Source organism: Mahella australiensis 50-1 BON (assembly GCF_000213255.1).
Taxonomy (GTDB): Bacteria; Bacillota; Clostridia; order Mahellales; family Mahellaceae; genus Mahella; species Mahella australiensis.
Genome location: NC_015520.1, coordinates 1,209,806 through 1,236,491, shown reverse-complemented (window position 1 = coordinate 1,236,491; position 26,686 = coordinate 1,209,806). Strand labels below are relative to the sequence as shown.

The following is a 26,686-nucleotide window of genomic DNA, read 5'->3' as shown; positions in this document are numbered from 1 at the left end:
TCATACTTAATATTTTATATAATCACCACTGCCGAGCACGGCGGTATGCTTATACCCTCTTCGACAGACTTCCACTGATCATCGTCAACCAACCGATAACGCTCTAACGAGTCGGCATTATCCAGTTCAACCTTAACCGTCACGCCATCGTATTCATCATAATTTGCTATAACCACCCCAGCGCGACCGCTTTTTGCATTGATAAATACTGCATATGGACGATAGGGTTGGCCATCCATAGTAAATACAGCTGCACCGCATTCATGTCGGAATTCTCCGTCCCAGAAATAATCGCGCAACTCTGTCCTTAGAGCATCCATTTGCCTGCCATAAGCCACGGTTTCTGGAAAATCGCCTAAACGCCCTTTGAAATTATATGGTTCATAGCTTATTATATATCTGTACATCAAGCATTGGTTGATCATATTGCGATCATTGAAACCGGTAACAGCGGTCATAATAGGCATATTAGGAAGCATATAACGCATTAAGGGTATGTGATATTTGCTTTCGCTGCGATGATACGACAGATGATAGGCCTCAAATTCCCAATCGTAGCATGCTTCACCGGCAAAAAGAAAATCCGGCTTATCCTGTACCATACGAGCAAAGTTTTGTATAAGCTTACGGTCATTGGCATAAACCGGCGCACCATAGCGATGACCATGGCTGGTATCGAAGCATAGCAAAGCCGGTCCGTGATGCAGACATTCATCGAACAGTATACCGTCGGCGCCCAGCTCCAACACCTTCTTGAATTCTTCTTCGCACACTCTCAGATACTCTTCACTTAAAAAGCACATCGGTATTAAACGTTTTGTGTTTATATCTAACAATTGGGTAGCCGTTTGATATTGATAACCTTGATGCATATAATAATCACCATAAGGGTCTTTTACGGCAAGCTTTATCAAGTCCTTCCTGAATCGTTCGGTAGCTCTGTCGGCCCATGTAAACTTCGAAAATAATACTACTTTAACTCCCATAGATTGTATCTTGGCTATAGCTTCTCTGAGTTCCTCAAAGGTACCCAAACGCGGATCAGGATCATGAGATGGATTGCCCTGGTCCTGCCCGCCATCATTCCAGCCTACCAACTGAATAGCTTTAACTTTGTTCCTCGCACAATCCTCGCCGATCTTCACCAAATCGCGGAATGGGATGCGTAGTTCATCTTCGGACGAATTGATGTGAATTTGTTGCCAGGCATGAGGTTCCATAGCCCATGTTGGGACTTCTGAGGTCTTCATCCAGCTATTGCGCCATTGCTTGTATATATCCACACCCTTCTGCCATCCACCTTCAAAGGTCTGCAGCATAATGGGCGTTAAATCGCGTGATTCTCCTGGTTGTATATAGGGTACATGTACTGCGGCAAAGCGAGTAGCCACATCTTTGCCGCTGATGTTAAACTCCTCGGGTACACGGCTATCTATGGAACTACCATAGCCCGGCCTAAGCTCGGTATGCCATGCCACCAATTCAGCACTAGGCTCGTAGACACCCACATATAAACCTTGAGTAGCTCCATGCAATAGGCAGAAAGGCGCAGTAGGTGCACCGCAGGCTGATGGTGGCCCAAACTGCATAGGATAATCCACACCGTAATAGCCGCGTGTATTCTGGTATATGGGCCACAATGCCCATTGCTGAGCGCTACCATAATTATAGATAAACGCTTCGAACTGTTTATCGGCCGGTGGATGCTGTATGTCACCCAAGTATGGGCAATACACGTTCTCCACTGTATATTCCGAGTTGTTATCAATATGCACTGCATATATTACTTGTTCGGCATTTAGCTTAACTTCCATCGTCAGCTTTATATCATGCCTGCCGCCATACTCTGAAGCAACGCCATTCCAAACAAAAACAGCACTGCTATTGTCGGGGCTTACATGTATATCGGACACTTTCTGTTTCTCCCCATACACAGGATTGTTCCTTCTGCCCGGCAGCGGTATCAGCAACCGGAATGAAAGCCCCAACTGAGATCGGTCTAGCATCTTCCAGCCAGTATTTACAGCAGTCAGCCCGATCAACGCTCCATTGGACGCTTCAAATTCCAAGTACAAGTTATCGTTCTTTAAAACTATCGTATTCATAAATATTTTCCTTTCTATAGTACAGTTTTTGGTACATCAGGATTATTTGGGCCGAAATGTTTTAACATAACCATGGGCTCCCATTTGCTCTTATTAGTTATTCTTACACCTTCTTGAGCAGCAGCCTCACTTACAAAATATTCATCAGCACTCAACTGCCCGTAACGAAGCATTATAGCCGTCTCGCAGTCGTATACGCCAAAGCAGCCATGGCCCTGCATGATGATACAACCGTAGGCCGCATCATCTTTTACTATAGCTGTTCGGCCTGGCATAACGGTTAATTCCTTCGCTGCTATATAATCATTGGCATACACGATCCACTTCTCATTATAACCATCATCCTGAATAAGACATTTGATAGGCGGGCGGAAATAATGTTTCTTATAATGAGGATCAATATTCTTTTGCCAATCCATAAGGCTTAAGATATATTCCATATCGTGTTTTTTATCTTCAGGACAATTTTCCACCAAAAATTCATAAGGATATATCTCGCCTGCCGTTATATTCTCAAAAACAGCATTGACATCGCTGTTCCACTGAGGCTCATAAGTCAGATACGACCCTGGAGCATGAAGTACGCCCGGAGGTGTATACCAGCCGGTATCAGCCTTAAAGATCCCTTGAACTTTCTCAAACGTTTCTTTAATAACATCATAATTACTCAATGTTATCATTACCCCCTTGCATGCTTCTGTATATAATAGAACAACCTATCGCTGAAATAGCAAAAAGTTTCCCATGATATCATGGTTTATACCTCATAACCGTATCCTGTTCCCGTTTTAAAAACTCCAATCCGAACTTGAGATCCATATCGAGCTTGTCAGCAGGTATATTGCCGTTTCTCGCGTCATAAGGCGCTTTACCTTTGGGCAATGGTTCCATGGATATGACACCTTCATAGTCTATATCGTGTAATGCTCGTATGATTTCACGCCATGGCATGGTACCCATACCCGGTGCCTCTCGAGTATTATCAGCCACGTGTATATGCTGCACCCAATAGCTACCGGCTCGTCTTAGGGCATTTGGTATACCATCGCCTTCCTCTATCTGCATATGGAATGTATCGCCCATAATCCTTACAAAATCGCTGCCTATAGCTTTAGCCATGGCTACGGTATCGTCAAGACTATTTACCAAGCCGACTTCATAACGGTTTATCGGCTCTATCGTAAGCATTATGCCTTGGTCCTCGGCGTATTGAGCAGCCTTATGTATAGATTCGACAGCCCGTTGTATATCATCGGCTTTGCTGACAAATAGCCCAGGCTGTCCTACCAGACTGGGTGCTACCAGCACACTGCGGGCGTTTATCTTTTTAGCCAGGTCTACGCAGGCTTTCACATAATCTATGGCCTTCTCCCTTTCAATTCTGTCGGGATGGCATAAGGCTCGTAAATCGCCCTCTTCCGGGCCTGGGTACATTCCACATATTGAACATACGTTGAGGCCATAAGCTCCGACTAAACCGTTAATCTCCGCAGGTTTATATATCGCTGGTTCTCCTACCAGTTCTATGCCATCGAAACCCATTTTCGTGGCCCTCTCCACCACCTCTCTCAAAGGAGCGTTTCCAAATATCCAGTTGTTAACGCAAATAGGTATTTCCCTAGGCATTGACCAATTCCTCCAATTCTTATCTTGAAAAACGTTTCGCTATATAGCAAGTATTAACCATTTTATAGGCGCTTTATTGTGTATATATGAACAAATTAACATTATTTTTAAAGAAACGTTTCTCTGCATATTGTATATTCGCTACTCGTTTAAAAAATCCGCTTTTCTATAAAAAATTTCTATATGGAAAACAAAAAATTAAGTGGAGGCAATTGTAAGCCGCCTCCACTCGTCATTCCTGTATCTTATGCTCTCTCTACTTCGAAGGTATATACGCCCGAACCTACATCGAATACAAAATACTCTTCCTCATTATCGCAACAGGTGCTAAGATTTTGGCTATCAACGCTCACATCATTTTCTTTTACCATTACATCGTCAAAGTCCAATTTAGGTACCATAACCCGCGCTGTAACATTGACAGGTATGGTAACCTCGAGATGGAACGAGTCTTGGTTACGTTTCCACTGTGAGCCGACCATACCGCGCACAGTTTTAACACTGGCCGAAGCATGGTCCAGGCCACTTGGCACCACCGGTTTTACAGTCACACGCTTAAATCCCGGTTGCTCTGGTATTATACCGGCTAGATCCTTATAAAACCAAGCATCTACCGTGCCGAACATTATATGATTATGCGAGTTCATACCCCTGTTGGTGAGCTTTTCCCATCGCTCCCATACCGTAGTGGCGCCTTCTCTTATCATATAGCCAAAGCTGGGGTAATCCTCCTGCGTCATCATCTTATAGGCTACATCCTTATAGCCATATTTTGCAAGCGTATCCAGGATATATTTAGTACCTATTATGCCCGTATCGAAATGATAATCCCAGGATTCTATCACTTGCCTAAGCAACACGTCTACGACCGTCTTCTCTTTATCCTCGGGTACTATGTCAAATTGTAGGCCCAGCACATTGCATGTTTGACTGGAGAACGAGTAGCAGCCGTGTTCGGCGTTTAAGAACTTATTATTAAAAGCGTCCTTTATATTGCCTGATAGCTGCCTATACGATTCGGCATCTTCATCTTTACCGAGAAGCCTGGCTATCTGAGATAGCATCAAAGCATCGTGATAATAGAAGAAGGCCGACGTTATCTCCCAAGGCATGTTCTTTGGTGGTATGCTGCCCGGAGCACACCATTCGCCGTAATGGTAATAATTAACCAATCCGCTTTCATCGGTATGAGCGGTGAGGAAATCCACCCATCGTTTCATGCTGTCATAATGGCGCTCCAACACAGTTACATCGCCGTAAAATCTATATAACTCCCATGCTATGGAGATATAAGCTGTACCCCATGCCGGATCGGCCGGATAGATAGGCCAATATGCTGGTACCACATCGGAAACGCTGCCATCTTCTTTTTGGCAATCTTTTATATCGTCCAGATATTTTCCCCAAAAAGCCGCCATGTCGAAGTTATAGCCTGCTTCCTCAGCCACCAGTTGCGCGTCTCCCATCCATCCCATGCGTTCGTCACGCTGCGGGCAATCGGTGGGTACGCTCATGAGGTTGCTGAGTTGACCATAAATTATATTGCGGTGTATATTATTCAACAGTTGGTTGGAACACTCAAAGCCGCCCGTGGGCTCTACCGCTGTATGCAAGAACCTGCCCTCCAGCGTGTCCAAAGACGGTGTACCAGGAAAGCCTGTCATTTCAACATATCTGAAACCGTGGTAAGTAAAGCGTGGTTCGTAAACCTCTATTCCCTCACCTTTTAATGTATAGGTATCGGTAGCTTGTGCGTTTCGGTTAACGTTGACATTAAGCGTGCCATCATCATACAGCAGCTCCGAGAACCTGAGTTTAACCGTCGTACCGGCCGAGCCTTGGACTTGCAGCCTAACCCAACCGGTAAAGTTTTGGCCGAAATCATAAATATATACACCGGGCATAGGATTGGTAAGCCTAACGGCCGGGAAGGATTTGGTCACCTTTATAGGCGGCATGGCCTGAGATATTAGCTTGCCCCCGGGAGCCGATACTATTTCAGCAGCCTCCCAACCTTCATCGTTTAGGCCGGGCTCATCCCATCCTTTGACCTCCATGCGTGCATCGTATGTCTCGCCGTAGTATATGCCATTTTCGCGGATAGGCGCAGCATGTGTCCTCCATGTTTGATCAGTGACTATTACATCGCTGCTTCCATCTTCATACTCTATAAGCAGCTGCGCTATAAGCCTCGGGAAATCATAACCGTAATCCTTAACATAGCGTCCGTTGCCTAGCATAATGCCTACAGCGTTTGCATCATTATTAAGATATGGCATTATATCGTATGTAGAATAAAGCACCGTTTTCTTATAGTCGGTCTGACCGGGTTCAAGTACCCTGTCACCCACTTTTTTGCCGTTTATGCGCATTTCATAATATCCTATACCGGATACATACGCTCTGGCCCGAACCGGTTTTTTGCTCAGAACAAACTCTTTCCTGAACAGGCTTCCCATATATAGCGTAAAGCCTTTGCCTTGATTCAATCCGTCGCCACCTGGTACAACGACTTCCTGGCGGCTCTTATCGCCTATCCATTTAGCCTGCCAATTGTCATCAGCCATAAGGCCGGTTTCAAAAACAGCTACACGGCTGTACGGACTAATTTGCCCATTTTTATCCCACCAACGCACTTTCCAAAAATATCGCGTGCATGGCTTAAGCTGCTGCCCTTGATAAACCATACCTGCAGAGTTATCCGACTCCACGCGTCCACTATCCCATACGTTGCCTTCATCGTTTCCCACGCTTTGCGTGTTATCGGCCACTACAATCTGATATGCTGTCTGGTATTGGCCTTTCTCATCATGGTCGAGCAACCAAGAGAATCTTGGCTTGGGATTGTCTATCCCTAAAAAATCGACCAAATACTCGCATCTTAACTCAACAGGTGCATATGGACTGGCATTCTTCATCATACACTCATTTCCCCTTTTCTTCAGCAAAAGTTATCTATAATTTTTTGTTTATACAGTATATATACGACATAAATCAAAAGAATCCTTTTTTAATTCAAAAAATTTTTTGACTATTTTTGTTGCTCAATGTTTATAGATTTGTTATAATACTGCTAATGGTAATATCAGATGGAGAGGAGAAAAATCAATGTCAGATGAATATAAACTTTGGGAGAAAAAACAACAAGACAAAGGCGTAAACATAGGATGGGTAAAGGAACGCCTTAAGTCTTTCAAGGTGGAAACGCCTTCTTGGGGTTATGGCGATTCGGGCACGCGTTTTAAGACATTCAAGCAGGTCGGCGTACCGAGAAATTTATTTGAGAAGCTGGAAGATGCAGCTCAAGTAAACAAATATACCGGCATGTGCCCTACCGTAGCTATACATATACCATGGGATAAAGTCGATGATTATGGCAAGGTAAAAGAATATGCCGCTCAACTGGGCTTAAAAATAGGGGCTGTGAATCCGAATTTATTCCAAGATGATGATTATAAATTCGGTAGTTTAACCAATGTCAAGCCTGACATACGTCGTAAAGCCACTGAACATATGCTGGAATGCATAGATATTGCCAAAGAGGTAGATTCCAACATAATCAGCTTATGGTTGGCCGACGGTACAAATTATCCTGGCCAGGGCGATTTTCGTATGCGCAAACATTATCTGGAGCAATGTCTTAAAGAGGTATACGATGCCCTCGGCGATAACATGCGCCTGTTGATAGAATACAAGTGCTTCGAACCTGCTTTTTATCATACTGATATAGCAGATTGGGGTATGTCTTACACATTTTCATCAAAGCTCGGGCCGAAGGCACAGGTATTGGTAGATCTTGGTCATCACTTACAGGGCACCAATGTCGAGCACATAGTAGCATTTTTGTTAGACGAAGGTAAAATAGGCGGCTTCCACTTCAATAACCGCAAGTATGCAGACGACGACCTCATAGTCGGTTCCATAAATCCTTATGAGCTATTTCTGATATTCAATGAGCTTATAACGGCCAGTTTAGATGAAAGTACGGCTCAAACGGCTGCAAACATAGCATATATGATCGACCAGAGCCACTGCATAGAGCCCAAGATACCTGCTATGATACGCTCAGTGCTAAATATACAGACCGCATATGCAAAGGCGTTGCTCGTAAACCGCAATGAACTTAAACAAGCACAAGAAGCCGATGACGTCATGGCAGCCGAGGCTATCGTAAGAGAGGCTTTTGAAACCGATGTACAACCCCTTTTGGAAGCTGTAAGGGAAGAAATGGGGCTTCAACCGGATCCTATGGCAACATATATAAAAAGCGGTTATGGCGAAAAAATATTATCCCGTGGCATAGGCGGCAAAGGTTGGGAATGATGATGTAATAAGAGCGGCATAAGCCATTAACTCATGCCGCTCCCTTTATATTTTAGCCCTTCACCGCACCTGCAGTAAGGCCGGACACTATCCGCTGCTGGAATAAAAGCACCATAATGATAAGCGGCAGCACCACCACTACGGATGCGGCTGATATGTCACCCCATGGTAAAGTGTACTCTCCTGGGAACATCGCTATACCGACAGGTACCGTTCTCAAAGCATCTTTAGTATTGAATGTCAATGCAAATAAGAATTCATTCCACGCTGCTATGAACACTAATATAGCCGTTGTAAATATGCCTGGCGCAGCCAACGGCAATATTATTCTTATAAAGGTATAGAACGGCGAGGCTCCGTCCACTTTTGCTGCTTCTTCCATATCAGCAGGTATTGTCCTGAAAAACGTAGTGAGGTTCCACATCGAAAGCGGTATAGTTATCGTAGTATATGTTAAAATAAGGCCCACATACGAATTCAGGAGGTTCCATTGTTTCATCATCAAAAACAGCGGACTTACTATGGCTATGCCTGGAAACATAGAAACCGATAATGCAAGAGCCAATATAGCATTTTTGCCTTTAAAATGCAGCCTTGCCAGTGCATATCCGGCAAAAGAAGTAACAAACACCGCAAATGCTGTAGTAGATGTCGCTACTATAGCGCTGTTTTTCAAATAAGTCAAAAACGGTCGCTGAGTAAAAGCTGCTATATATGAACCTAAATAAAACCTTGACGGCCACCATCCGGGCGGTATATCCCACAATTGTTCGGGTGGTTTGAATGACGTTATTATTTGCCAGTAAAATGGAAACACTATTATGACCATAAATATTGCCACACATATATAAAAAACTATATTAGACAATTTGCTTTTATGCATGCTTCTTACCCTCCTCTCAGTCATTTTGCCTGCTCAAAAGGTTGATATACACCAGACTTATTAAGAACACAAATATGAATATCAGCACCGCTATAGCGGACCCAAGGCCAAAGTCCAGATTTCTGAACAGAGTGGTATAGGCATACATTGAAAGCGTCTCAGTGCTATTACCAGGTCCTCCCCCGGTCAATACAAATATAAGGTCGAATACACGGAAAGCATCTAAAGTACGGAATATAAGCGCTACAAGCATAGTTGGCATAATAAGCGGCAGAGTTACGCTAAAAAATTGTTTTATCCGGGTTGCACCGTCAACGGTGGCCGCTTCATATAATTCCCCTGGTATGGTTTGAAGACCGGCCAATAAAAGAAGCCCCATAAATGGTGCTGTTTTCCATACATCGGCTATTATAGCGCACCAAAGAGCCGACGATGTGCTGCCAAGCCACGATCTATATTGATCTATAAACCCCATCCTTAATAATATATCATTTATAACGCCAAACTGGTCATGATACATAAATTTCCACATAGTGGCCGATACTGTTGTAGGTATAGCCCAAGGCACCAATACGGCTGCACGCACGAGCCCTCTTCCCTTAAACGGCATATTCATAATCAAAGCCATTGCGAATCCTATAACCAATTCCATCGCTACTGACACGACGGTAAAGAACAATGTATTATACGTAGCGCTCCAGAATCTGCTATCCTGCAATAGCTTTGCATAGTTATTCAATCCTATATATTTAGCCATATCGGGAAACTGCATCTTCATATTGGTCATGCTTAACGAAAATGTTCTGAAGACCGGATATATCGCTATCATCAATATACATAAAAGGGCCGGCGCTACCATTAAATAGCCCAAAACATCTTCCGGTATACCGGTGCTTCTTATTCCACGATGTCTTTGCATAATGTAAACCTCCTTTAATTATAATGCAATCGGCCGATTACTCGGCCGATTGCCAGTTAAACTCCTATTTATTGCGCCATGGTATCTTGGATTTCTTTAGCCATATTTTCTACAGCCGTCTTTGCATCGATTTCTCCCATAAGGAACTTATGAGTATTTATCTGAATTGACTCAGATATCTTGGGATAGAAGGGCGATACCGGCCTCGGCAGAGCATTGACCAGCACGTCATACATGCTTTCAAAATGAGGATTGGCCTTTATAACATCCGGATCTTTATACAAGCTTTGCCGTGTAGGCAGGTAACCGCCTTCCACCGATTGTATTTTTTGCCCCTCTTCACCGGTCATAAATTCTATAAATTTCCATGCTGCATCTTTGTTTTTTGAATTTTTATTTATAGAAAGATTCCATCCTCCAAGGGTGGCCTTACCCGTAGCATCGCCTTTAGGTCCTTTCGGGATAGGCGCTATACCTACTTTGTCTTTGACGGCAGATTCATCCTTGTTTAAATTGGACCACCAGTTAGGCCAATTTCTCATAAAAGCCGCTTTACCCTCCTGGAACATCGCTCCGCCATCATTCTCGATGTAGGTAGTAACTCCCTCGGGCGCGATATCCAGCATCTTCTTAAATATATTTAATGCCTCTATGCTATTTTCGCTGTTTAACACCACATTTGAACCATCTAATACCTTGCCGCCATTGCTGTGTATATACTCCAACACATTGCAAACAAGGCCCTCATATTGATTTGCTTGGAATACAAAGCCATAATCGACTTTGCCTTCATCCATGAGTTGTTTGCCTATATTGTAAAGCTCATCCCATGTTTCAGGAGGCGTGGATACTAGGTCTTTACGATAATATAGAACGCCTGCATCAGTGTAAAGAGGCACAGCATATATGCTGCCATTGTAAGTACACCCTTGTATCGGTCCTTGCAGGAATTTTGCCCTTTCCTCTTCCGTGAAATAATCATCCAATGGCTCTACCCATCCGGCTGCGGCAAATTCCGCTGGCCATATAATATCCAATCGATATACATCCACACTATCATCACCTGCACTCAAGGCCGTTACAAATGCGTTATGCTGCTGATCGCTTTGCGGCGGCATTTCTTGATAATTAATCTTTATGTTTGGATATTTTGCTTCAAATGCTTCTAACATCTTTTGATTAGCCGTCGTTGTATCCTTGCCGCGAGCATAAGTAACAGTAATTGCTTCCTCTGATGCTGAATTATCCGTTCCTTCAGAGCCCGGCTGTGTTTCAGCGGCATTATCACCTGTTCCATTATCCGATGTTTGCGAACCGCCACACGCTGAAAGCACAAATACCAACATTACGGCAGCCAATACTAAAGCCAATAACCTTTTGTTCATAGAAAAAGCCTCCCTTTTGATTTATTTAACAATGAAATTGTTACACTTATATACTAAGTCAAAAGGGAGAAATGATAAATATGGTAAACTTTTTATTTGGTTTGTTTTCTTTTTATATTTGAGAATCACGATATTGAGCAGGTGTAAGTCCTGTATATTTTTTGAATAACTGGCTAAAATAATGCGAATCGTTATAGCCCACGCTTTCCGCGACTTCGTATATTTTAACAGATGGCTCTTTCAATAATTCTTTAGCCTTATCTATACGCACCTCTATAAGGTATTCTTTAAATGTTATCCCAGCCTCCTGACTGAAAATAGAGCTTAAATAACACGGTGATATATATACCTTTCCCGCCACTGTTTCCAACGAGATATCCTTGGCATATTCTGTAGCTATTATACTCTTTACCTCGTCTACTATTTTTTGATTTCTGGATTTCCTTTGTATGGATAAATGTCCCATTACAACATCTATCACACCAGCCATAAAATCATATAGCTGATCTATTGTAAAACGCCTATTTATCTCATACCATGGATCGGTTTTGCTAAAGAGCACTTCCGGACGTTCACCTATCTCATACATAGCCCTGGACGTATATACAATAAGCTCCAGGCATGCTCTTTTTACAATATCGATATCCTCGCGTCGGTCTCTCATATCTTCAAACATATCTCTTAAAAAAGCTTTGGCCCTTTGTTCATCGCCCACCTTAACAATAGTCATAAATTCTTCACCTTCAGGCATTTTATGCCGCTGTTCTTTTATCGCAGGCTCTACATCGCTTATATATATGATCTGTTTTTCCCCCATATAGAATCTATGTTCACAGGCTTCCAGAGCACCTTTATAACTACTTTCAATATATTTTATATCATTTACCAACTGTCCTACCCCTATAGTATATGAGCCATCGAGGGCATAATCCAGTAAGTCTTTTATCTTATATGCTATATTGAGTACAATATCGCCCATAATATTCTGAGTAATATTACAAGGGAAACTCAATATAATCGTAAAAGTACGATCCTCGAAAAATGCCACTGATTTCGTATTCTCTGTTTCATCGAGTATGAGTTTTATACTATTATACAATTTAAACAAGGCATAATAGTCGCCATCCGCATCTTGGATATTTACATCGTCTATGGTTACAACCATGGCTATGAATGCCTCTTCTTCAAGATCTATATTTATGGCTGATAATCTTTGCCATATATCATCTTTCTGTTCAACAGCGCTAAAAAACCATGCTTTTAGAAAAGGCAAGCTCTCCGCAATATGTTTCCTCAACGCCGTTCTTTCCTCGCGCTCTTTTTCTTCATCGAGCAACTTATTTTTGACCCTTTGTATACATTCTATAAGGTCGTTGCGAGAAACCGGCTTTAATATATAATCTTCTACGTTCAAGGTTACAGCTTGTTTAGCATAGGAAAAATCATCATAGCCAGTAAGAAATATCATCTTTATTTCCGGAGCTATATTTTTAAGCCGTTGGGCTAGCTGCAAACCGTCCATACGCGGCATCCTTATATCCGCCATTACAATATCTGGTTTTAGTTCCTTTATTTTCTCTAAAGCGTTTATACCATCTTCTGCTGTGCCCAGGATATTTATGCCCATCTCATTCCACGGGATATAATCCCTAAGTCCTTGTCTTATAGTCTCCTCATCATCTACTATTAGCAGACCAATCATATCAGCCTTCCTCCATCCGCCCGAATAGTACGGCGCGCACCTTAATATTTGCTGTTATTCCTCCATATTGGCTATCCTCAAAGTACAAACCGCAGCCCTCTCCAAAATAAAGCTTAAGGCGTTCATTGACATTTCGTATACCATACCCCATCTCATTCATCGACTCTCCCCCGCCTTCAAGCAGCATTTTGTTTAAGCTGTCTATATCAGCGCCTTTGCCATTGTCGTTAACTTGAAGATGAATATACTTTTCATCTTTATAGGCTTTTATTTCAATCAATCCCTTATACTCTATTCCATCAAAGCCATGGTTTATAGCATTTTCTACTAGTGGTTGAAGTGTGAGCTTTATTATGGTATACGATAATACTTCTTCATGGATATGATAGATCACATCGAATTTGTTTTTAAACCGGAACTTTTGAATAATAATGTAACTTCTTACCTGTTCCAGTTCATTAGCTATGCTGATAAATTCTCTGCCTTTATTCAGGCTAAAACGAAGAAAATTGGCCAATGAATTGACCATAAGGCTTATATCGTCAGCCCCAGCTTTTATAGCCAGCCAATTTATAGAATCAAGGGTGTTATATAAAAAGTGCGGATTTATCTGGGCCTGCAAAGCTTTCATTTCAGCCTCTTTCTCTCTGCGGCTTTGTTCATTGACCTCATCTATAAGCTGCTGGATTCTTTCCAGCATTTTGTTAAAACTATTATAGATCTCGCCTATCTCGTCATTTGAATATACGGGAACCTTGGTATATTGATCGCTGTCAAAGCTCTTCATACGATCAGCTAATGCATATATAGGCGCCGATATTTTATACGAAATAAATATAGATGATAAAAAAGCGATAATAAGGCTTATAGCTGCTATTAAAAATAAAGCATTGCGTATTATTCCTATATTTTCCACAAGTTCTGAAGTAGGTACGGTGCCTACCACTTTTAATTTTGGGCCGATCAGTTCATCATATATTATTAAATATTCATTTTTGTTTAATCCTTTGAACACACTGCCTTGCTTATTTTCATATATCGTAGAAAAAAAGCCCGGTTCATTGCTTAGCATACGCGTCAATTCGCTTTCTGTACCGGCTATTATTCTATCATCGTTTACAAGGAATACCTTGCCTGTTTTACCAATTCTTATCCTATCCACTCCTCCAAGAAATTGTGTTATATCTACACTGGCATTTACTACTCCTAATACGCGTCGAGGATCGCTAACGTCTATTATAAGGCGCGCCGAGCATATCTGCCTCCCATTTATATACCAATATATCTTTCCGCCCATTTCAACCGTACGTCTAAACCAATCCTCCTGCTCTACATCATTGCTGGAAAATATAGAATCACCTAAATTTATAGAAGGATAGTCAGCCTTATTAAACGCAAACAATTGAATAGAAGATGTTTTTTTCCTGAAAATATCGGCTCCTAATATAGCACTTTCCAAGTTTTTGATATCTCTGTTTAGCTGAAAACCATTATTCGGCTGAGGCTTACCCAATACATTTTGTACAGTTGAATCAACATGGATTTTCATCAAAACATTTTCCACGTCCCGCATATAAGACTGCAAATTATTCTTCGCTTGAATAACAGTTTGTTGAGTGGAAGCCTGTACTTGCTGCTTTATAACAGCGGATGCTCTTTCAAAAGCAAAAGCTCCAAATATTGACAGGGCCAATGCCAATATTATAAAATAAGACACCATCAGCTTATCTCTAAGGGGCATATCATTTAGCCGCTTTATCAGCATATGTTTTACTCCATTTTTATAACAGCTTTTATTACTTCACTTTTATTGCTTACAACATAGTCAAACGCTTGTTTAACATCATCGAAATCAAAAGTATTCGTTACCATGGATTTAACATCTATATTACCATCCGCTATGGCTTTTATAGCGCTCGGGTAAATATTCCTGTAGCGGAAAACCGTCTTTATTTGGGCCTCCTTGTCTATTAGACGTGCCACATTTAGCGAAACCTCTCCATCCGGAACCAATCCTACCAGCACTATCGTGCCACCGCGTCTTACTATATCTATCGTCTGTCTTGTACTGGGTATTGCACCAGCCGTTTCTATCACTATGTCCGACCCCTCATCATTCGTAAGCCCCTGTATAGATGCTACAACGTCTTCATTTCTAGGGTTAAATACCTTAGCTCCATATTTAGCAGCAAACTGCAAGCGGCTATCTATCGTATCGGTTATATAAACGTCTCCGGCACCCATAGCCTTAACAGCCTTGAATGCCATCAAACCTATGCAACCGGCACCCAGTATGGCCACAGATTGTCCCAATCTCACATCCGCCTGGTTGGCAGCATGTATACCCACAGCCAATGGTTCCACCAATGCACCTTCCATAGTGCTCACATTATCCGGCAGCTTAAACGCCATATCCGCAGGATAAGCCACGTACTCCGCAAAAGCTCCATCCACAGGGGGTGTAGCCATGAATACCACATCACGGCAAAGATTATATCTGCCGGTTTTGCAGTACCAACATTTACCGCAAGTACGTCCCGGCTCCAATGCCACCCTGTCGCCGGCCTTAAGCGAAACAACATCCTTGCCCACTTCTACCACTGTACCGGCGCACTCATGGCCAAGTATGAGCGGTTTATTCACCACATGATCTCCTATACGCCCATATTCATAATAGTGCACATCAGAACCACATATACCTACGTACTCGATCTTCACGAGCACTTCATCATCTTCTATAGTCGGTATATCTTCCTGCTCCATGCGCATATCCCTTATACCCACCATACGAGCCACCTTCATCTTCTCCATCATATTTCATCCTCTCCTTTAATCGTTATATAATCCTTTATAATGCTCATAAGCATCCATAACCTTAGCCACATATTCCTTGGTTTCAGCAAACGGTATGCCATCTGTACCTTTTCCTTGCTCGATCAAGCCTTTTTCCAGCCATTGCTTTACATTGCCTCGTCCTGCATTATATGCCGCCAATACCAACACCATATCATCATCGAATTCCCGTTTCAGATCTTCAATATACCATACGCCAAATCTTATATTCGTTTTAGGGTCATTTAACATATTCTCATGGTATCCGCTTATACCGAGACGCTGCGCTATCCATCGGCCGGTATCCGGTGTTATCTGCATAAGGCCCATAGCATGTTTATGAGACCGAGCTTCAGGTTGAAATCTACTCTCCACGTATATAACCGCAGCCACCAACCGTGGGTCTATACCATGTTCATATGCCGTAGGCCATATATACTCATCATATTCCAGTGGATAGATTATACGCTGGAAGTACGGCAAATGATAAACCAGAATACCAACAATAATAATTCCTACAAAAACTAAAGCAATTATACGTCCCCTCATTGCCCTCCCTCTCGCTGCAATGCTTCTTTAACCTTATGTTTCAAATCTTCTATACCATTATTATTTACTATAATAATATCGGCATATTCGGCCTTCTCATCATCCGGCATCTGACTTTGCATACGCAGGCGCGCTTCCTCTATGGATATATCGTCGCGCTGCATTATTCTATGCAAACGTATCTCTTGATCGGCAGTAATCAGCCAAACCTCGTCCGCCATTTTATACCATCCCGACTCAATCAATAAAGCTGCTTCTACAACCACCAATTCAACACCTTTACCCCTGGCATTGTCGATACGCTGCGATACCTCCCGCGCTATAATTGGATGCACTATGGCATTCAACATGTTCAGCTTTTTGTTATCATGAAAAACTATAGCTGCCAGCTTCCTGCGGTCGATATCACCGTTCTCATTTAATATGCCTGTCCCAAAAGCCTTAACGACAGCATCCCATGCCGGCCCACCTTTATAATACACCTTATGACCCACTTTATCAGCATCTATAACATAGGCGCCATTATCAGCTAGTATACTTGCCACAGTGCTTTTACCGCTGCCTATACCGCCAGTCAAGCCTATAATTTTCATATCATTTGGCATCGTACCAGTTTTCTCCGACATGTATGTCGGCGACCAGCGGCACATCCATCTTCACCACGCCCTCCATCTTATCTTTAACCAAATCCCTTATTTCATCTACCTCATCTCTATGCACTTCTATTATAAGCTCGTCGTGCACCTGGAGTATCAGTTTGGAACGATATTCATTTTCTTTAAGAGCGTTATAAATATCAACCATGGCCTTCTTTATTATATCGGCAGCAGTGCCTTGTATAGGTGTATTCATAGCCGCCCGTTCGCCAAAGGATCGAACGGTGCGGTTAGACGATGCTAATTCCGGCAAATAACGGCGACGTTTAAACATAGTGGTAACATAACCATGTTTCTTTGCAAATTGTATGGTTTCATCCATAAAACGCCTTACACCGTTATAGCGGGCAAAATATTGCTCTATATATTGTTTTGCCTCGCTGCGGCTAATACCTATGTTCCTGGCCAAACCGAAATCGCTTATGCCATATACTATACCAAAATTGACCGCTTTAGCCCTACTCCTCATCAGCGGCGTTACCTGTTCCAACGGGATGCCAAATACCTCCGAGGCGGTGCGCGCATGAATATCCTGCCCTTTTAAGAAAGCATCTATCATGTTTTGATCCTGCGACATATGCGCCAATACGCGCAGTTCTATTTGAGAATAATCGGCATCGAGCAGCAGATAATCGGATGAACTCGGGACAAATGCCTTGCGTATCTGATGGCCCAATTCGGTTTTCACCGGTATATTCTGCAAATTGGGTTCTGTACTGCTTATACGACCAGTCACCGTAACAGTTTGATTAAACTTTGAATGGATCTTATGCGTTATGGGATCAGCCATATTCATCAGCCCGTCTATATATGTAGACTTTAGTTTGGTCAATTGCCGATAATCTATTATTTTGGGAACTATATCATGCTGGAGCTGCAATTGCTTCAGTACTTCTATATCGGTGGAATAACCGGTTTTGGTCTTTTTGCCCACCGGGAGTTTCAACTTTTCAAATAGTATAGCGCCCAATTGTTTAGGCGAATTTATATTAAATTCTTCTCCAGCCAACGCATATATTTCCTTAGTCAATCCATCTATCATTCTTTCAAAATCATCGGCCAATTCTTTCAGCATTTGAACATCTACAGTAAATCCATTTATCTCCATATCAGCCAGTACGCGCGTCAACGGCATTTCTATATCATAGAAAAGAGCATTCATTTCATTTTCCTTTATCTGCGGTAGCATGATATTCATCAAACGCCACAAGTAGCCCGCATGCGATGCGGCATCGTCATCTATCTCGAGATATTGTTTGACAAGGCGCTTTATATCGTAATTACTCTGTGACGGATCTAATAAATAAGCAGCTATCATAGCATCAAAGTCTATGCCTTTGACATTTATATGGGATTTATTCATAGAGACTATCAGTCTTTTAGCATCGTATACGTGTTTATGTACTTTTGGATTAGATAAAACAGCGGCTACTATATCCGGCACTGATTGTTTAACAGAAATATTATATACTTTCAGCTCGTCCTCGGATAAGGATAATACGTCGTTGGAATACACGCATAACTCATTTACATTGCTTAAATCTTTGCCCAACTGTTCTATATCATCATCACCCACATTGTATACATCAGATCCAATGGGATCTTTATCTGCAAATTCTTCATCGTTGTTCTGAGGTATCTTCGACAATAACGACTTAAAATCCAGCCTTTGGTAAATTTCTTTAAGCTTAACTGCATCAGGGCCCTTGCAGCGGCATTTATCCAGATCATCATCTATAGGCACGCAGCATTGTATAGCACCCAGTTGCTTGCTCATGATGGCCTGTTCCCTATATTCTGTCAGCAGCTTTTTTAATTTATCCCCAGACACATCATCTATATGCTCTAATACACTCTCCAGGCTACCGAATTGTTTTATAAGCCTTAAAGCGGTCTTTTCACCTATGCCCGGCACACCAGGTATATTGTCCGAGGCATCCCCCATAAGTCCCTTAACATCGATAAGCTGTTCTGGTTTTATACCGTATCTTTGGGTAATAGCTTGTTCATCACAAACCTCTACATCGGTTATGCCTCTCTTGGTTATAATAACTTTTACGTCAGGTTTGACCAACTGCAATGCATCTCTGTCACCTGTTACCAACACCACTTCCATACCTTTCTGATGTGCCATATTTGCCAATGTCCCAAGTATGTCATCGGCTTCATAACCATCCATCTCAAATATTCTTATATTCATGGCTGTCAATACTTCTTTTAAAACAGGCAGTTGGCTAGCCATCTCATCTGGCATACCGGTTCTCTTGGCTTTATAACCATCGTACTGCTCATGACGGAAAGTAGGAGCCTTTCGGTCGAACGCCACAGCTATGTGCGTCGGCTTCTCCTGTTCCATAACTTTATAGAGCATTGTTAAAAAGCCATACACACCATTGGTATATTGTCCTTCAGCATTAGTAAGCATCGGCAAAGCGTAGAATGCCCTGTTTAATAAACTATTACCGTCTATCAGCATGATCTTGTCGCTCATAGTATTTCTCCTTTATAATCTGAAATATAACCATCCTGCAATTACTCTAAATATAGCTGTTATAATCATAGTAGCAGCAAAACCCAACGACTCATACAGCCATATACCCACCAGCGGCGATATCGTAGCAGCTACCTGTACCAACGTGGTTACAAATGCGATATAACTGGTACGCCCCTTATCTGGCACGATCTCTAATACCCTGTTAAAAAATACCAAATTAAAACCTGCGGTAAAAATACCACCTACGAAATCGGCTAAAGCAGCCAACTCCAGGCTATGAATGAAAAGCCAAACTAAAGGCGTCAGACCTAATCCCATAGCCGCTAAAGATAATACCAGTTTATTGCCCTTTTTATCAGCTAGCCTGCCCCAATAACGGAAAAATAAAACGGACGCCATAGAACCCGCTAAGGTATATATGCTCATCCATGTATTATTAGCACCGAGCACATCCACTTTATATACGGTAAATACCGGCCAAACCATCATCCAACTAAAATGATAAAGCAACGTTGTAATAGAAAAACGGCTAAAAGTCGGCTCATGCAACGCTTGATTCAAAATATCCCTTATAGATAACGAATCCTCCTGCGGCTGAGATGCCTTTGCAGCAGGAGTAACTTTATTCTCTCTAATAGAAATAAAATAGTGCCATTCAAATAAAGCTGCAAAAAAGGCTATAACAAATACTATTTGATAACCAGTCGGAAACGGTATGGCATCCAACAGCCACCCGCCCGCTATGACCGCAACAGCGCTGGCAATACTTATCCATATATTTCTTACGGCAAATACACTGCTACGCTGCCTTAAAGGAATAATATCTGCTATAAATGATTGCCATGCCACGCTCATTATCGAAATAGGTAAATTCATCAAGGCGTATACGATTACAAGTGCCATGGGCCTTATATGTTTCGGCAAAAAAGGCACCAATGCCATAAGCACAAAAAAGAATCTGCCACTTAAGATCAGTATACCTATAGCACGTTTTTTATCATTTATCTTATCTATAAAAGCTGAACCAGGCACAGTAACTATAATAGCAACCAATGCTGGCAATGAGCTCAAAAGCGATACTTCGAAATTATTTGCTCCCAGCCTCATGGCAAAAATACCTACAAACGGTATTACCAAATTCATAGCTATAGAACTGGCTATACCATTATATAGGTTCATCCGCACATTATGACGGAGATCGTAATACACATGCCTTCGTCGCTGCAAATATGCTCCTCTTCCTTTCACCTGTTCATACCAAAGATACCACACCTACGGTTTAAAATCAAGCAAAAAAGAAAGGCAGGTAATTCCTGCCTTTATAATTGGAAGGGCTCATTGTATCTCAAATGTCACTACTACATTGGCTTTAACTTCTAGCTGGCCTGAAGCTATGGGAGTAGGAGCAGCAGCGGTCGTGGCTAGATCCTTAGCATATTCCATTCCCCCCATATCGTATACCGGCTGATATCCTGCCGTAGTTTCGCTTACATTTATAGTAGCCTTTATCTTCACGCCTGCCGTATTAGCCATGACGTTGGCTTTTTCCTTGGCCTGCTCTATGGCTTTGGCTATAGCCTCGTTATAATACTTATCCGGCTCGCTTATAGTAAAGGCAATACTATCCATCCGATTGGCGCCAGCCTGTGTTGCTTGATCGATTATATCACCCAGTTTAGCAGTGTCTTTTATAGTAACGTTGACCATATTTACCACTTGATAACCTCTGAGCGTGGATTTATCCTCACTATAATCATACTGTGGAAATACATTGTACTGTGAGGTCTTTATGTCCTCATCGCTTATACCTAAAGCCTTCAGCTTTTTCACCACAGCATCCATCTTTTGAGCATTTTGTGTCTGAGCCGTCTTAGCATCTTTGTCGTCTATCTGTACGCCCATGTTTATAGTGGCTCTGTCCGGTTTAGCCATCACTTTACCCTCACCTGCTGCGGTGAGTATAGATTTATCGATTTTGACATCATCTGCCGCATACATTACCTTTGCTTTATCTGCTTCTTGCCCGTCACTTATGCCGAATATACCTATGGCCAAAATTATAGCCACCGCCGCTACCGCTACCGTAGCTATTGCTAAAAATTTATTATTCATGATCTACGCTCCTTCTAATTTTATACATTTCTTTTGCTCTTTAGAAACGTCACAACGCCCCATGCCAATATTCCTATAAGCACAATATATGGTACGGCACCGAATAAAAAGACCACAAAGCCCTCAAAGAATCTGCCGATGGCCTTTATAGAGCCTATAAACGCTTTGCCAATACGCTGCCACATATTAGGATTATCCTCCGGCTCGGGCTCTATCTTAGCAACCTCATATATATCTACAATAGCCGTAGAATAGCTAACCATATCATCCCAACGTTTAAGATCCCCTGTCAGCCGCTCAATTTCTATCTGCGTGTTGGTCAATTGGTCCTGGATTGTAAACATATCCTGCAACGTTTCCGCTTTGCTCAGTAGCTCCATCAGCCTTTCCTCTTTAATCTTGAGCATTTTGAGCCGCGTTTCGGTGTCGATATATTGAGCTGTCACATCCTGACCGCTCCTCCTATCCTCCACTACTTTGCCATATCCGCCCATATCGCTGAGGTACTGTTCAAAGGATTGCTGAGGTATCTTAATCTCTATATGGGCCGTCCTTTTACCTTCATTACGGTTATTGTACTCCGAATTCGATACATAACCACCCAGCGCTGTAGCCCTGCCTATTATGGAATTAACCGTACTATCGAATTTGTCGGTTTCCAACGAAAGGTATGCTGATTTTATTATCTTTCTCTGCTCAGCATTGGCCGACGCTATCGCCAGGTTTTGTTCAGCACTCTTGCTTGTATCTGGAGCTTCTTCGGTAGACGTATCCTGATCAGCTTTGTCGTTACTCTGAGGAGCTTCGGTAATCGATGCCATGCCTTCTTCTCCGGGAGAACTTCCAGTAGCTTCAGACACAGCCCTCGACTCATCCCCCATAAAAGAATCCGACTCTGTAAACGCTTGGTTTTGTGATGGCGCTGTCTGTGCTTGCTGTTCTATATCGCTCAAGCTGTTGGCAACCGCATTAATACCGGTTACATCGCCTATCGACGATATGCTTATAAATACCAACAACGCTGCCGCTATAACGGCTGCCGCGGCGCCGAACATGCCCTTGCGCTGTTTTTTGCTATCCCTTTCGACAGCAGCTACCACGCGTTCTTTATAATCAGGCGGCGGAGCCGGAAATCCTAAATCTTTGCATGCCGCAGCAATATTTTTTAAGTGCTCGTATTCCTCAATGCACTGTGAGCAGTCAGCCAAATGCTCGCTTACCGCTTTCATCTCATCATCGCTTAACCCATCATCAATATATAATGGCAATAATTCCTTTACTTTGTCGCAATCCATTCACTCACCTTCTTTCTATAACTTTAGACGTCGACTTCATCAAAAAGTTCCATATAATCTTTTAAAATTTCTTTGAGATTAAAGCGGGCCCTGCTTAACCTCGATTTTACCGTGCCCAGAGGGCATTGCAGCACGTCGGCGATTTCTTCATATGATAAGCCTTGTATATCGCGCATGACTATAACGGCACGCTGGTCATCATCCAGTTTATATAGGGCATTATGTACCGCTTTTTTCCGTTCATCGGCTTCGTATATCTCTTCTACAGAGATGTTATCATCCACTAAATCAGGTTTATCAGCGATGGACACCTGCTTTATCTTGCGCCTGCGCAATTCGTCCATACATGTATTATATACTATGCGGTATATCCATGTGGCCAGGGTAGACTCCCCTTTAAAAGCCTTAAGATTGCGAAATATTTTTACAAATACTTCCTGGGATATGTCCATAGCATCATCTCTGTCACCCATCAGTCTATAGGCCAGCCCGTATACCTTATCGTTATACTCATCGAATAAAGCATCGAAATCCGCCATCCTGTCCCCTCCCATAGTCCTCAGCTCCTTTCGTCTCTAGATTAGACGTATAAAATCATAAAAAAGTTCCCTTATATAAATAATTTTACATCGTATCCTGATAATTAGCCAGCAATTAGCAAAAATTTTTATCTTGCATTTATACCGCAATTATGCTATCATATACTTCGTCAGCGACAATATAATGCCGAAGTGGTGGAATTGGCAGACGCGCCGGACTCAAAATCCGGTCTGGTTCACCCCAGGTGTGGGTTCGACTCCCACCTTCGGCACCATGACTCTAAATAGCGGTTCTCTAATTTTATTGGGAACCGTTATTTTTGTTATAACAATGGACTTAAGAATTAATGCACCAAATCATGGATATAATTAATAAAAATTAAAACTTTTGTAATTTATAATTCATTTATGCGAATTGACATATATGATATAATATAAGGGATTTAAATTCAGCCATTGTTACTGCCCAATATATGTATTGAAGTTTATAAAACAGGAGGTAAAAAGATGGCTTATAATAACAACGGTACTGACACATCCTTCAAGCCGAGGTCACAAAAACATAAAGGTCAGTCCGCCAATAAGAATCATGCATTTGAGCCTAGAAAAAAAGAACCGAATGTGTTTCTTAAGATATTTATGACCAGCTTAAAGATCTTAATGGTCATAGTGCTTATAGGCATAATAGCCGGCATAGGTGCTGTAATAGGCATAGGTAAAGCCTATGTGGATGCCGCACCGCCATTAGACATAGCTAAAATAAGCGAACAGAGCCAAGCATCATTTATTTATGACAGCAATGGAAATCTGATAACCAAAATCCACGGCGTCCAGGATGGCCGGGCTATTTGGCGTGAATGGGTCAATATTTCTGATATACCCAAAGATATGCAGGATGCGTTTATTGCTATAGAGGATGAACGCTTTCGTCAGCACAACGGAGTAGATATAAAGGGTATAGCGAGGGCGTTTATATCAAATTTGACCGGCGATAGCGTATCGGGCGGCAGCACCATAACGCAACAGCTCATAAAAAATACGATGTTATCTCCCGAACAGACATATAAGCGCAAAATACAAGAAGCCTACCTGGCTATGGACCTTGAAAAAAAGTATAGCAAAGATCAGATACTAGCTGCTTACCTAAATACCATAGATCTCGGAAATTCTTTCTATGGTGTTAAAGCCGCTGCTAATGGTTATTTCGGTAAAGAGTTGAAGGATCTCAGCTTGCGTGAAATCGCCACGCTCGCAGGCATTACCAAAAACCCATCGTTATATAACCCCTGGCGTACCGATAAGGCTGATATTGTAAAGCAGCGCAGCGATACTGTCCTGTACAAAATGTATGAATTAGGATATATAAATGAAACCGAATATAACAAAGCTTTGGCTGAGCCTATAAAGACTATATCCAAAGAGGAAAGCAAGGAGAAATATGATAGTCAGGTCATGCCTTACTTTGTCGATTATGCCTTGGTAAGCGTCGAACAAAAATTAGCCGAAAAATTCATCAGCGAAGGCCTAGGTAAAGACAAGGCCAAAGAAAAGGCAAATGGCGTAATGGCAACAGGCGGCCTTAAAATATATACTACCGTCGATCCCAAAATGCAACAAACATTGGAAAATGCAGTAGCTTCATATAAGAATTATCCTAAGCTATTGTCAGGTGTATCCAAAGAGGGTAAGGAAACAAAAGCTATACAACCTCAAACCGCAGCGGTTATTATAGACTATCATACAGGACAGATAAAGGCACTTGTTGGGGGCAGAAGTTACCCGGATAATACAAGATTCGCTCTCAACAGGGCCTATCAGTCAAAACGCCCTGTAGGCTCCACTATGAAACCATTGGGCGTATACGGTCCTGCTTTGGATATGCGTACTGCTACAGCAGCTACCACTTATGAAAATATACCTGCTCCTATACCCGGCTGGCGGTCAGAACGCGGATATCCGGGCAACTTCGATGGGGAGAGGGGGTATACGGGTCTCACTACTATGAGAAAAGCCATACAGCGTTCTATAAACATCGTAGCAGCAAGGGCTTTTATGCAGGATGTAGGTGTGGAAAACGGCTATAATTATGTAACCAAGTTCGGTTTGGACATTCTACCAAGCGAGAAAACACCAGCCGGCCTCACGCTGGGTGCGGCAGGCGCATCACCCCTTGAGATGGCCGCAGCCTATGGTGCCATAGCCAACCACGGCGTATATATAGAACCGCTGGCTTTCACAAAAGTCGAGGACAAAGACGGCAATATATTGCTCGATGATAAATCCAGGGATAAGCATGTAGTCTTAAGCGAACAGGCCTCCTTCATATTAACCGATATGTTGGAAGACGTAGTATCAAGTGGCACCGGTACTCCTACCAAATTAAGAGGGATGAAGTCGGCTGGTAAGACTGGTACTACTGATGATCTAACCAACGCATGGTTCGTAGGATTTACACCGTACTATTCAGCCTCTGTATGGATGGGCCACGACGACAACAAACCTTTGGGTAAGGGTACAACCGGGGGCGGAAATGCAGGTGGTCTCTGGAAGGCATTCATGCAGCCTATACACAATGAATTGAAAAATAAACCTATATATGATAAAACGCCAAGCGGTATCATACAGGTCAAGGTATGCACGGTATCAGGTGAACTGCCTACCGACCTCTGCTACAATGACCCCAGAGGTTCTACTGTCAAAACAGAATATTTTATCAGAGGAACTCAGCCCACTAAAACATGTGATCTGCACGTGGCCGTACAGCTATGCAAAGAATCCGGCAAATATGCAACACAGTACTGCCCGGAGGAAAGCGTTGAAACAAAAGCCATGGTAAAGCGACCGGATAATTCGCTTTATTATACAGCGTTGAGCGCCAGCCAGAGAGCTAAAGTCACAGATAGCAAATACGAATTAAAAAATCCTCAAGATCCGGCTAATCAATGCAATATACACACGAAAGAGTGGTATGACCAGCAGCAACAGATAATAAATCCCCCGCCGCCTGAAGAGGGTCAGCCTCCGAACGAGGGCAATCCTCCGGATGACAATGCACCACCGGACGAAGGCAATCCTCCGGATGAAAGTAATCCTCCGGACGAGGATAACCCACCAGACGAGGGTAATCCACCAGGCGAGCATAATCGACCAAACAAGGACAATTCTTCACAAAAGCAAAGCCTGCTGGATAAACTCTTCCCTGATAACGGCCGAGGCACAAACAATGGCCAATGATAAAATAAAGCCCGGAGATTCCGGGCTTTGTT

Annotated in this window: 19 protein-coding genes and 1 tRNA gene; 3 read left to right on the top strand and 17 right to left on the bottom strand. The window is 42.5% G+C overall.

Annotated features, from left to right (window positions below; translation table 11 throughout):
- Positions 1 to 14: 14 nt before the first annotated feature.
- The 4 genes from MAHAU_RS05935 to MAHAU_RS05920 form a co-directional block, all read right to left on the bottom strand.
- Positions 15 to 2,105, bottom strand: coding sequence for a DUF6259 domain-containing protein (locus MAHAU_RS05935; RefSeq protein ID WP_013780818.1), 2,091 nt, complete (start codon positions 2,103 to 2,105; stop codon positions 15 to 17).
- Between the two features lie 14 nt (positions 2,106 to 2,119).
- The gene (locus MAHAU_RS05930) at positions 2,120 to 2,776 is read right to left on the bottom strand and encodes a hypothetical protein (RefSeq protein WP_148258391.1); all 657 of its coding nucleotides are present in this window, start codon (positions 2,774 to 2,776) and stop codon (positions 2,120 to 2,122) included.
- A gap of 79 nt (positions 2,777 to 2,855) precedes the next feature.
- Positions 2,856 to 3,731 (bottom strand): sugar phosphate isomerase/epimerase family protein, encoded by an 876-nt coding sequence (locus MAHAU_RS05925; protein ID WP_013780817.1) that lies wholly within the window; start codon positions 3,729 to 3,731, stop codon positions 2,856 to 2,858.
- Positions 3,732 to 3,976: 245 nt separating this feature from the next.
- Positions 3,977 to 6,652 carry a glycoside hydrolase family 78 protein gene (locus MAHAU_RS05920; RefSeq protein WP_013780816.1) on the bottom strand — a complete coding sequence of 892 codons (2,676 nt, stop codon included), beginning with the start codon at positions 6,650 to 6,652 and terminating at the stop codon, positions 3,977 to 3,979.
- A gap of 187 nt (positions 6,653 to 6,839) precedes the next feature.
- Between MAHAU_RS05920 and rhaI the strand changes: the two genes are divergently transcribed.
- Positions 6,840 to 8,054 carry an L-rhamnose isomerase gene (gene rhaI / locus MAHAU_RS05915; protein WP_013780815.1) on the top strand — a complete coding sequence of 405 codons (1,215 nt, stop codon included), beginning with the start codon at positions 6,840 to 6,842 and terminating at the stop codon, positions 8,052 to 8,054.
- 52 nt (positions 8,055 to 8,106) lie between these two features.
- Here rhaI and MAHAU_RS05910 read toward each other — a convergent pair whose 3' ends face one another.
- The 13 genes from MAHAU_RS05910 to MAHAU_RS05850 form a co-directional block, all read right to left on the bottom strand.
- Positions 8,107 to 8,937: a carbohydrate ABC transporter permease gene (locus MAHAU_RS05910; RefSeq protein ID WP_013780814.1), complete on the bottom strand. Its 831-nt coding sequence runs from the start codon at positions 8,935 to 8,937 to the stop codon at positions 8,107 to 8,109.
- A gap of 16 nt (positions 8,938 to 8,953) precedes the next feature.
- A complete protein-coding gene (locus MAHAU_RS05905) occupies positions 8,954 to 9,856 on the bottom strand; it encodes a carbohydrate ABC transporter permease (RefSeq protein ID WP_013780813.1) in 903 nt (300 codons plus the stop codon).
- Positions 9,857 to 9,924: 68 nt separating this feature from the next.
- A complete protein-coding gene (locus MAHAU_RS05900) occupies positions 9,925 to 11,241 on the bottom strand; it encodes an ABC transporter substrate-binding protein (RefSeq protein WP_013780812.1) in 1,317 nt (438 codons plus the stop codon).
- 112 nt (positions 11,242 to 11,353) lie between these two features.
- Positions 11,354 to 12,943 (bottom strand): response regulator, encoded by a 1,590-nt coding sequence (locus MAHAU_RS05895; protein ID WP_013780811.1) that lies wholly within the window; start codon positions 12,941 to 12,943, stop codon positions 11,354 to 11,356.
- A gap of 1 nt (position 12,944) precedes the next feature.
- Entirely contained in the window at positions 12,945 to 14,708 is a 1,764-nt protein-coding gene (locus tag MAHAU_RS05890) for a sensor histidine kinase (RefSeq protein WP_013780810.1), read from the bottom strand.
- A gap of 5 nt (positions 14,709 to 14,713) precedes the next feature.
- Positions 14,714 to 15,757 carry an NAD(P)-dependent alcohol dehydrogenase gene (locus MAHAU_RS05885; protein WP_013780809.1) on the bottom strand — a complete coding sequence of 348 codons (1,044 nt, stop codon included), beginning with the start codon at positions 15,755 to 15,757 and terminating at the stop codon, positions 14,714 to 14,716.
- 15 nt (positions 15,758 to 15,772) lie between these two features.
- Positions 15,773 to 16,324: a lytic transglycosylase domain-containing protein gene (locus tag MAHAU_RS05880; protein ID WP_013780808.1), complete on the bottom strand. Its 552-nt coding sequence runs from the start codon at positions 16,322 to 16,324 to the stop codon at positions 15,773 to 15,775.
- On the bottom strand, positions 16,321 to 16,929 hold the full coding sequence (coaE, locus tag MAHAU_RS05875; RefSeq protein WP_049783342.1) for a dephospho-CoA kinase: 609 nt from the start codon (positions 16,927 to 16,929) through the stop codon (positions 16,321 to 16,323). Before coaE ends, MAHAU_RS05880 begins: the two co-directional genes overlap by 4 nt.
- Positions 16,919 to 19,471: a DNA polymerase I gene (gene polA, locus MAHAU_RS05870; RefSeq protein ID WP_013780806.1), complete on the bottom strand. Its 2,553-nt coding sequence runs from the start codon at positions 19,469 to 19,471 to the stop codon at positions 16,919 to 16,921. Before polA ends, coaE begins: the two co-directional genes overlap by 11 nt.
- A 12-nt stretch (positions 19,472 to 19,483) precedes the next feature.
- Positions 19,484 to 20,701, bottom strand: a complete 1,218-nt coding sequence (locus MAHAU_RS05865; protein WP_013780805.1) for an MFS transporter — start codon at positions 20,699 to 20,701, stop codon at positions 19,484 to 19,486.
- Between the two features lie 108 nt (positions 20,702 to 20,809).
- Complete coding sequence (locus MAHAU_RS05860; RefSeq protein ID WP_013780804.1) at positions 20,810 to 21,586, bottom strand: SIMPL domain-containing protein; 777 nt, start codon at positions 21,584 to 21,586, stop codon at positions 20,810 to 20,812.
- Positions 21,587 to 21,606: 20 nt separating this feature from the next.
- The gene (locus MAHAU_RS05855) at positions 21,607 to 22,881 is read right to left on the bottom strand and encodes a DUF4349 domain-containing protein (RefSeq protein WP_013780803.1); all 1,275 of its coding nucleotides are present in this window, start codon (positions 22,879 to 22,881) and stop codon (positions 21,607 to 21,609) included.
- 23 nt (positions 22,882 to 22,904) lie between these two features.
- Positions 22,905 to 23,435 carry an RNA polymerase sigma factor gene (locus MAHAU_RS05850; protein WP_013780802.1) on the bottom strand — a complete coding sequence of 177 codons (531 nt, stop codon included), beginning with the start codon at positions 23,433 to 23,435 and terminating at the stop codon, positions 22,905 to 22,907.
- Positions 23,436 to 23,606: 171 nt separating this feature from the next.
- Between MAHAU_RS05850 and MAHAU_RS05845 the strand changes: the two genes are divergently transcribed.
- A tRNA-Leu gene (locus tag MAHAU_RS05845) sits at positions 23,607 to 23,695 on the top strand.
- A 232-nt stretch (positions 23,696 to 23,927) separates the two neighbouring features.
- Positions 23,928 to 26,654, top strand: coding sequence for a transglycosylase domain-containing protein (locus MAHAU_RS05840; RefSeq protein ID WP_013780801.1), 2,727 nt, complete (start codon positions 23,928 to 23,930; stop codon positions 26,652 to 26,654).
- The last annotated feature ends 32 nt before the right edge of the window (positions 26,655 to 26,686 follow it).

What these genes read in the sequence shown, in the direction of transcription:
- MAHAU_RS05935 (WP_013780818.1), bottom strand. Translation starts at nt 2,105, where the DNA reads ATGAATACGATAGTTTTAAAGAACGATAACTTGTACTTGGAATTTGAA.
- MAHAU_RS05925 (WP_013780817.1), bottom strand. Translation starts at nt 3,731, where the DNA reads ATGCCTAGGGAAATACCTATTTGCGTTAACAACTGGATATTTGGAAAC.
- MAHAU_RS05920 (WP_013780816.1), bottom strand. Translation starts at nt 6,652, where the DNA reads ATGATGAAGAATGCCAGTCCATATGCACCTGTTGAGTTAAGATGCGAG.
- rhaI (WP_013780815.1), top strand. Translation starts at nt 6,840, where the DNA reads ATGTCAGATGAATATAAACTTTGGGAGAAAAAACAACAAGACAAAGGC.
- MAHAU_RS05910 (WP_013780814.1), bottom strand. Translation starts at nt 8,937, where the DNA reads ATGCATAAAAGCAAATTGTCTAATATAGTTTTTTATATATGTGTGGCA.
- MAHAU_RS05905 (WP_013780813.1), bottom strand. Translation starts at nt 9,856, where the DNA reads ATGCAAAGACATCGTGGAATAAGAAGCACCGGTATACCGGAAGATGTT.
- MAHAU_RS05900 (WP_013780812.1), bottom strand. Translation starts at nt 11,241, where the DNA reads ATGAACAAAAGGTTATTGGCTTTAGTATTGGCTGCCGTAATGTTGGTA.
- MAHAU_RS05895 (WP_013780811.1), bottom strand. Translation starts at nt 12,943, where the DNA reads ATGATTGGTCTGCTAATAGTAGATGATGAGGAGACTATAAGACAAGGA.
- MAHAU_RS05890 (WP_013780810.1), bottom strand. Translation starts at nt 14,708, where the DNA reads ATGCTGATAAAGCGGCTAAATGATATGCCCCTTAGAGATAAGCTGATG.
- MAHAU_RS05885 (WP_013780809.1), bottom strand. Translation starts at nt 15,757, where the DNA reads ATGATGGAGAAGATGAAGGTGGCTCGTATGGTGGGTATAAGGGATATG.
- MAHAU_RS05880 (WP_013780808.1), bottom strand. Translation starts at nt 16,324, where the DNA reads ATGAGGGGACGTATAATTGCTTTAGTTTTTGTAGGAATTATTATTGTT.
- coaE (WP_049783342.1), bottom strand. Translation starts at nt 16,929, where the DNA reads ATGCCAAATGATATGAAAATTATAGGCTTGACTGGCGGTATAGGCAGC.
- polA (WP_013780806.1), bottom strand. Translation starts at nt 19,471, where the DNA reads ATGAGCGACAAGATCATGCTGATAGACGGTAATAGTTTATTAAACAGG.
- MAHAU_RS05860 (WP_013780804.1), bottom strand. Translation starts at nt 21,586, where the DNA reads ATGAATAATAAATTTTTAGCAATAGCTACGGTAGCGGTAGCGGCGGTG.
- MAHAU_RS05855 (WP_013780803.1), bottom strand. Translation starts at nt 22,881, where the DNA reads ATGGATTGCGACAAAGTAAAGGAATTATTGCCATTATATATTGATGAT.
- MAHAU_RS05850 (WP_013780802.1), bottom strand. Translation starts at nt 23,435, where the DNA reads ATGGGAGGGGACAGGATGGCGGATTTCGATGCTTTATTCGATGAGTAT.
- MAHAU_RS05840 (WP_013780801.1), top strand. Translation starts at nt 23,928, where the DNA reads ATGGCTTATAATAACAACGGTACTGACACATCCTTCAAGCCGAGGTCA.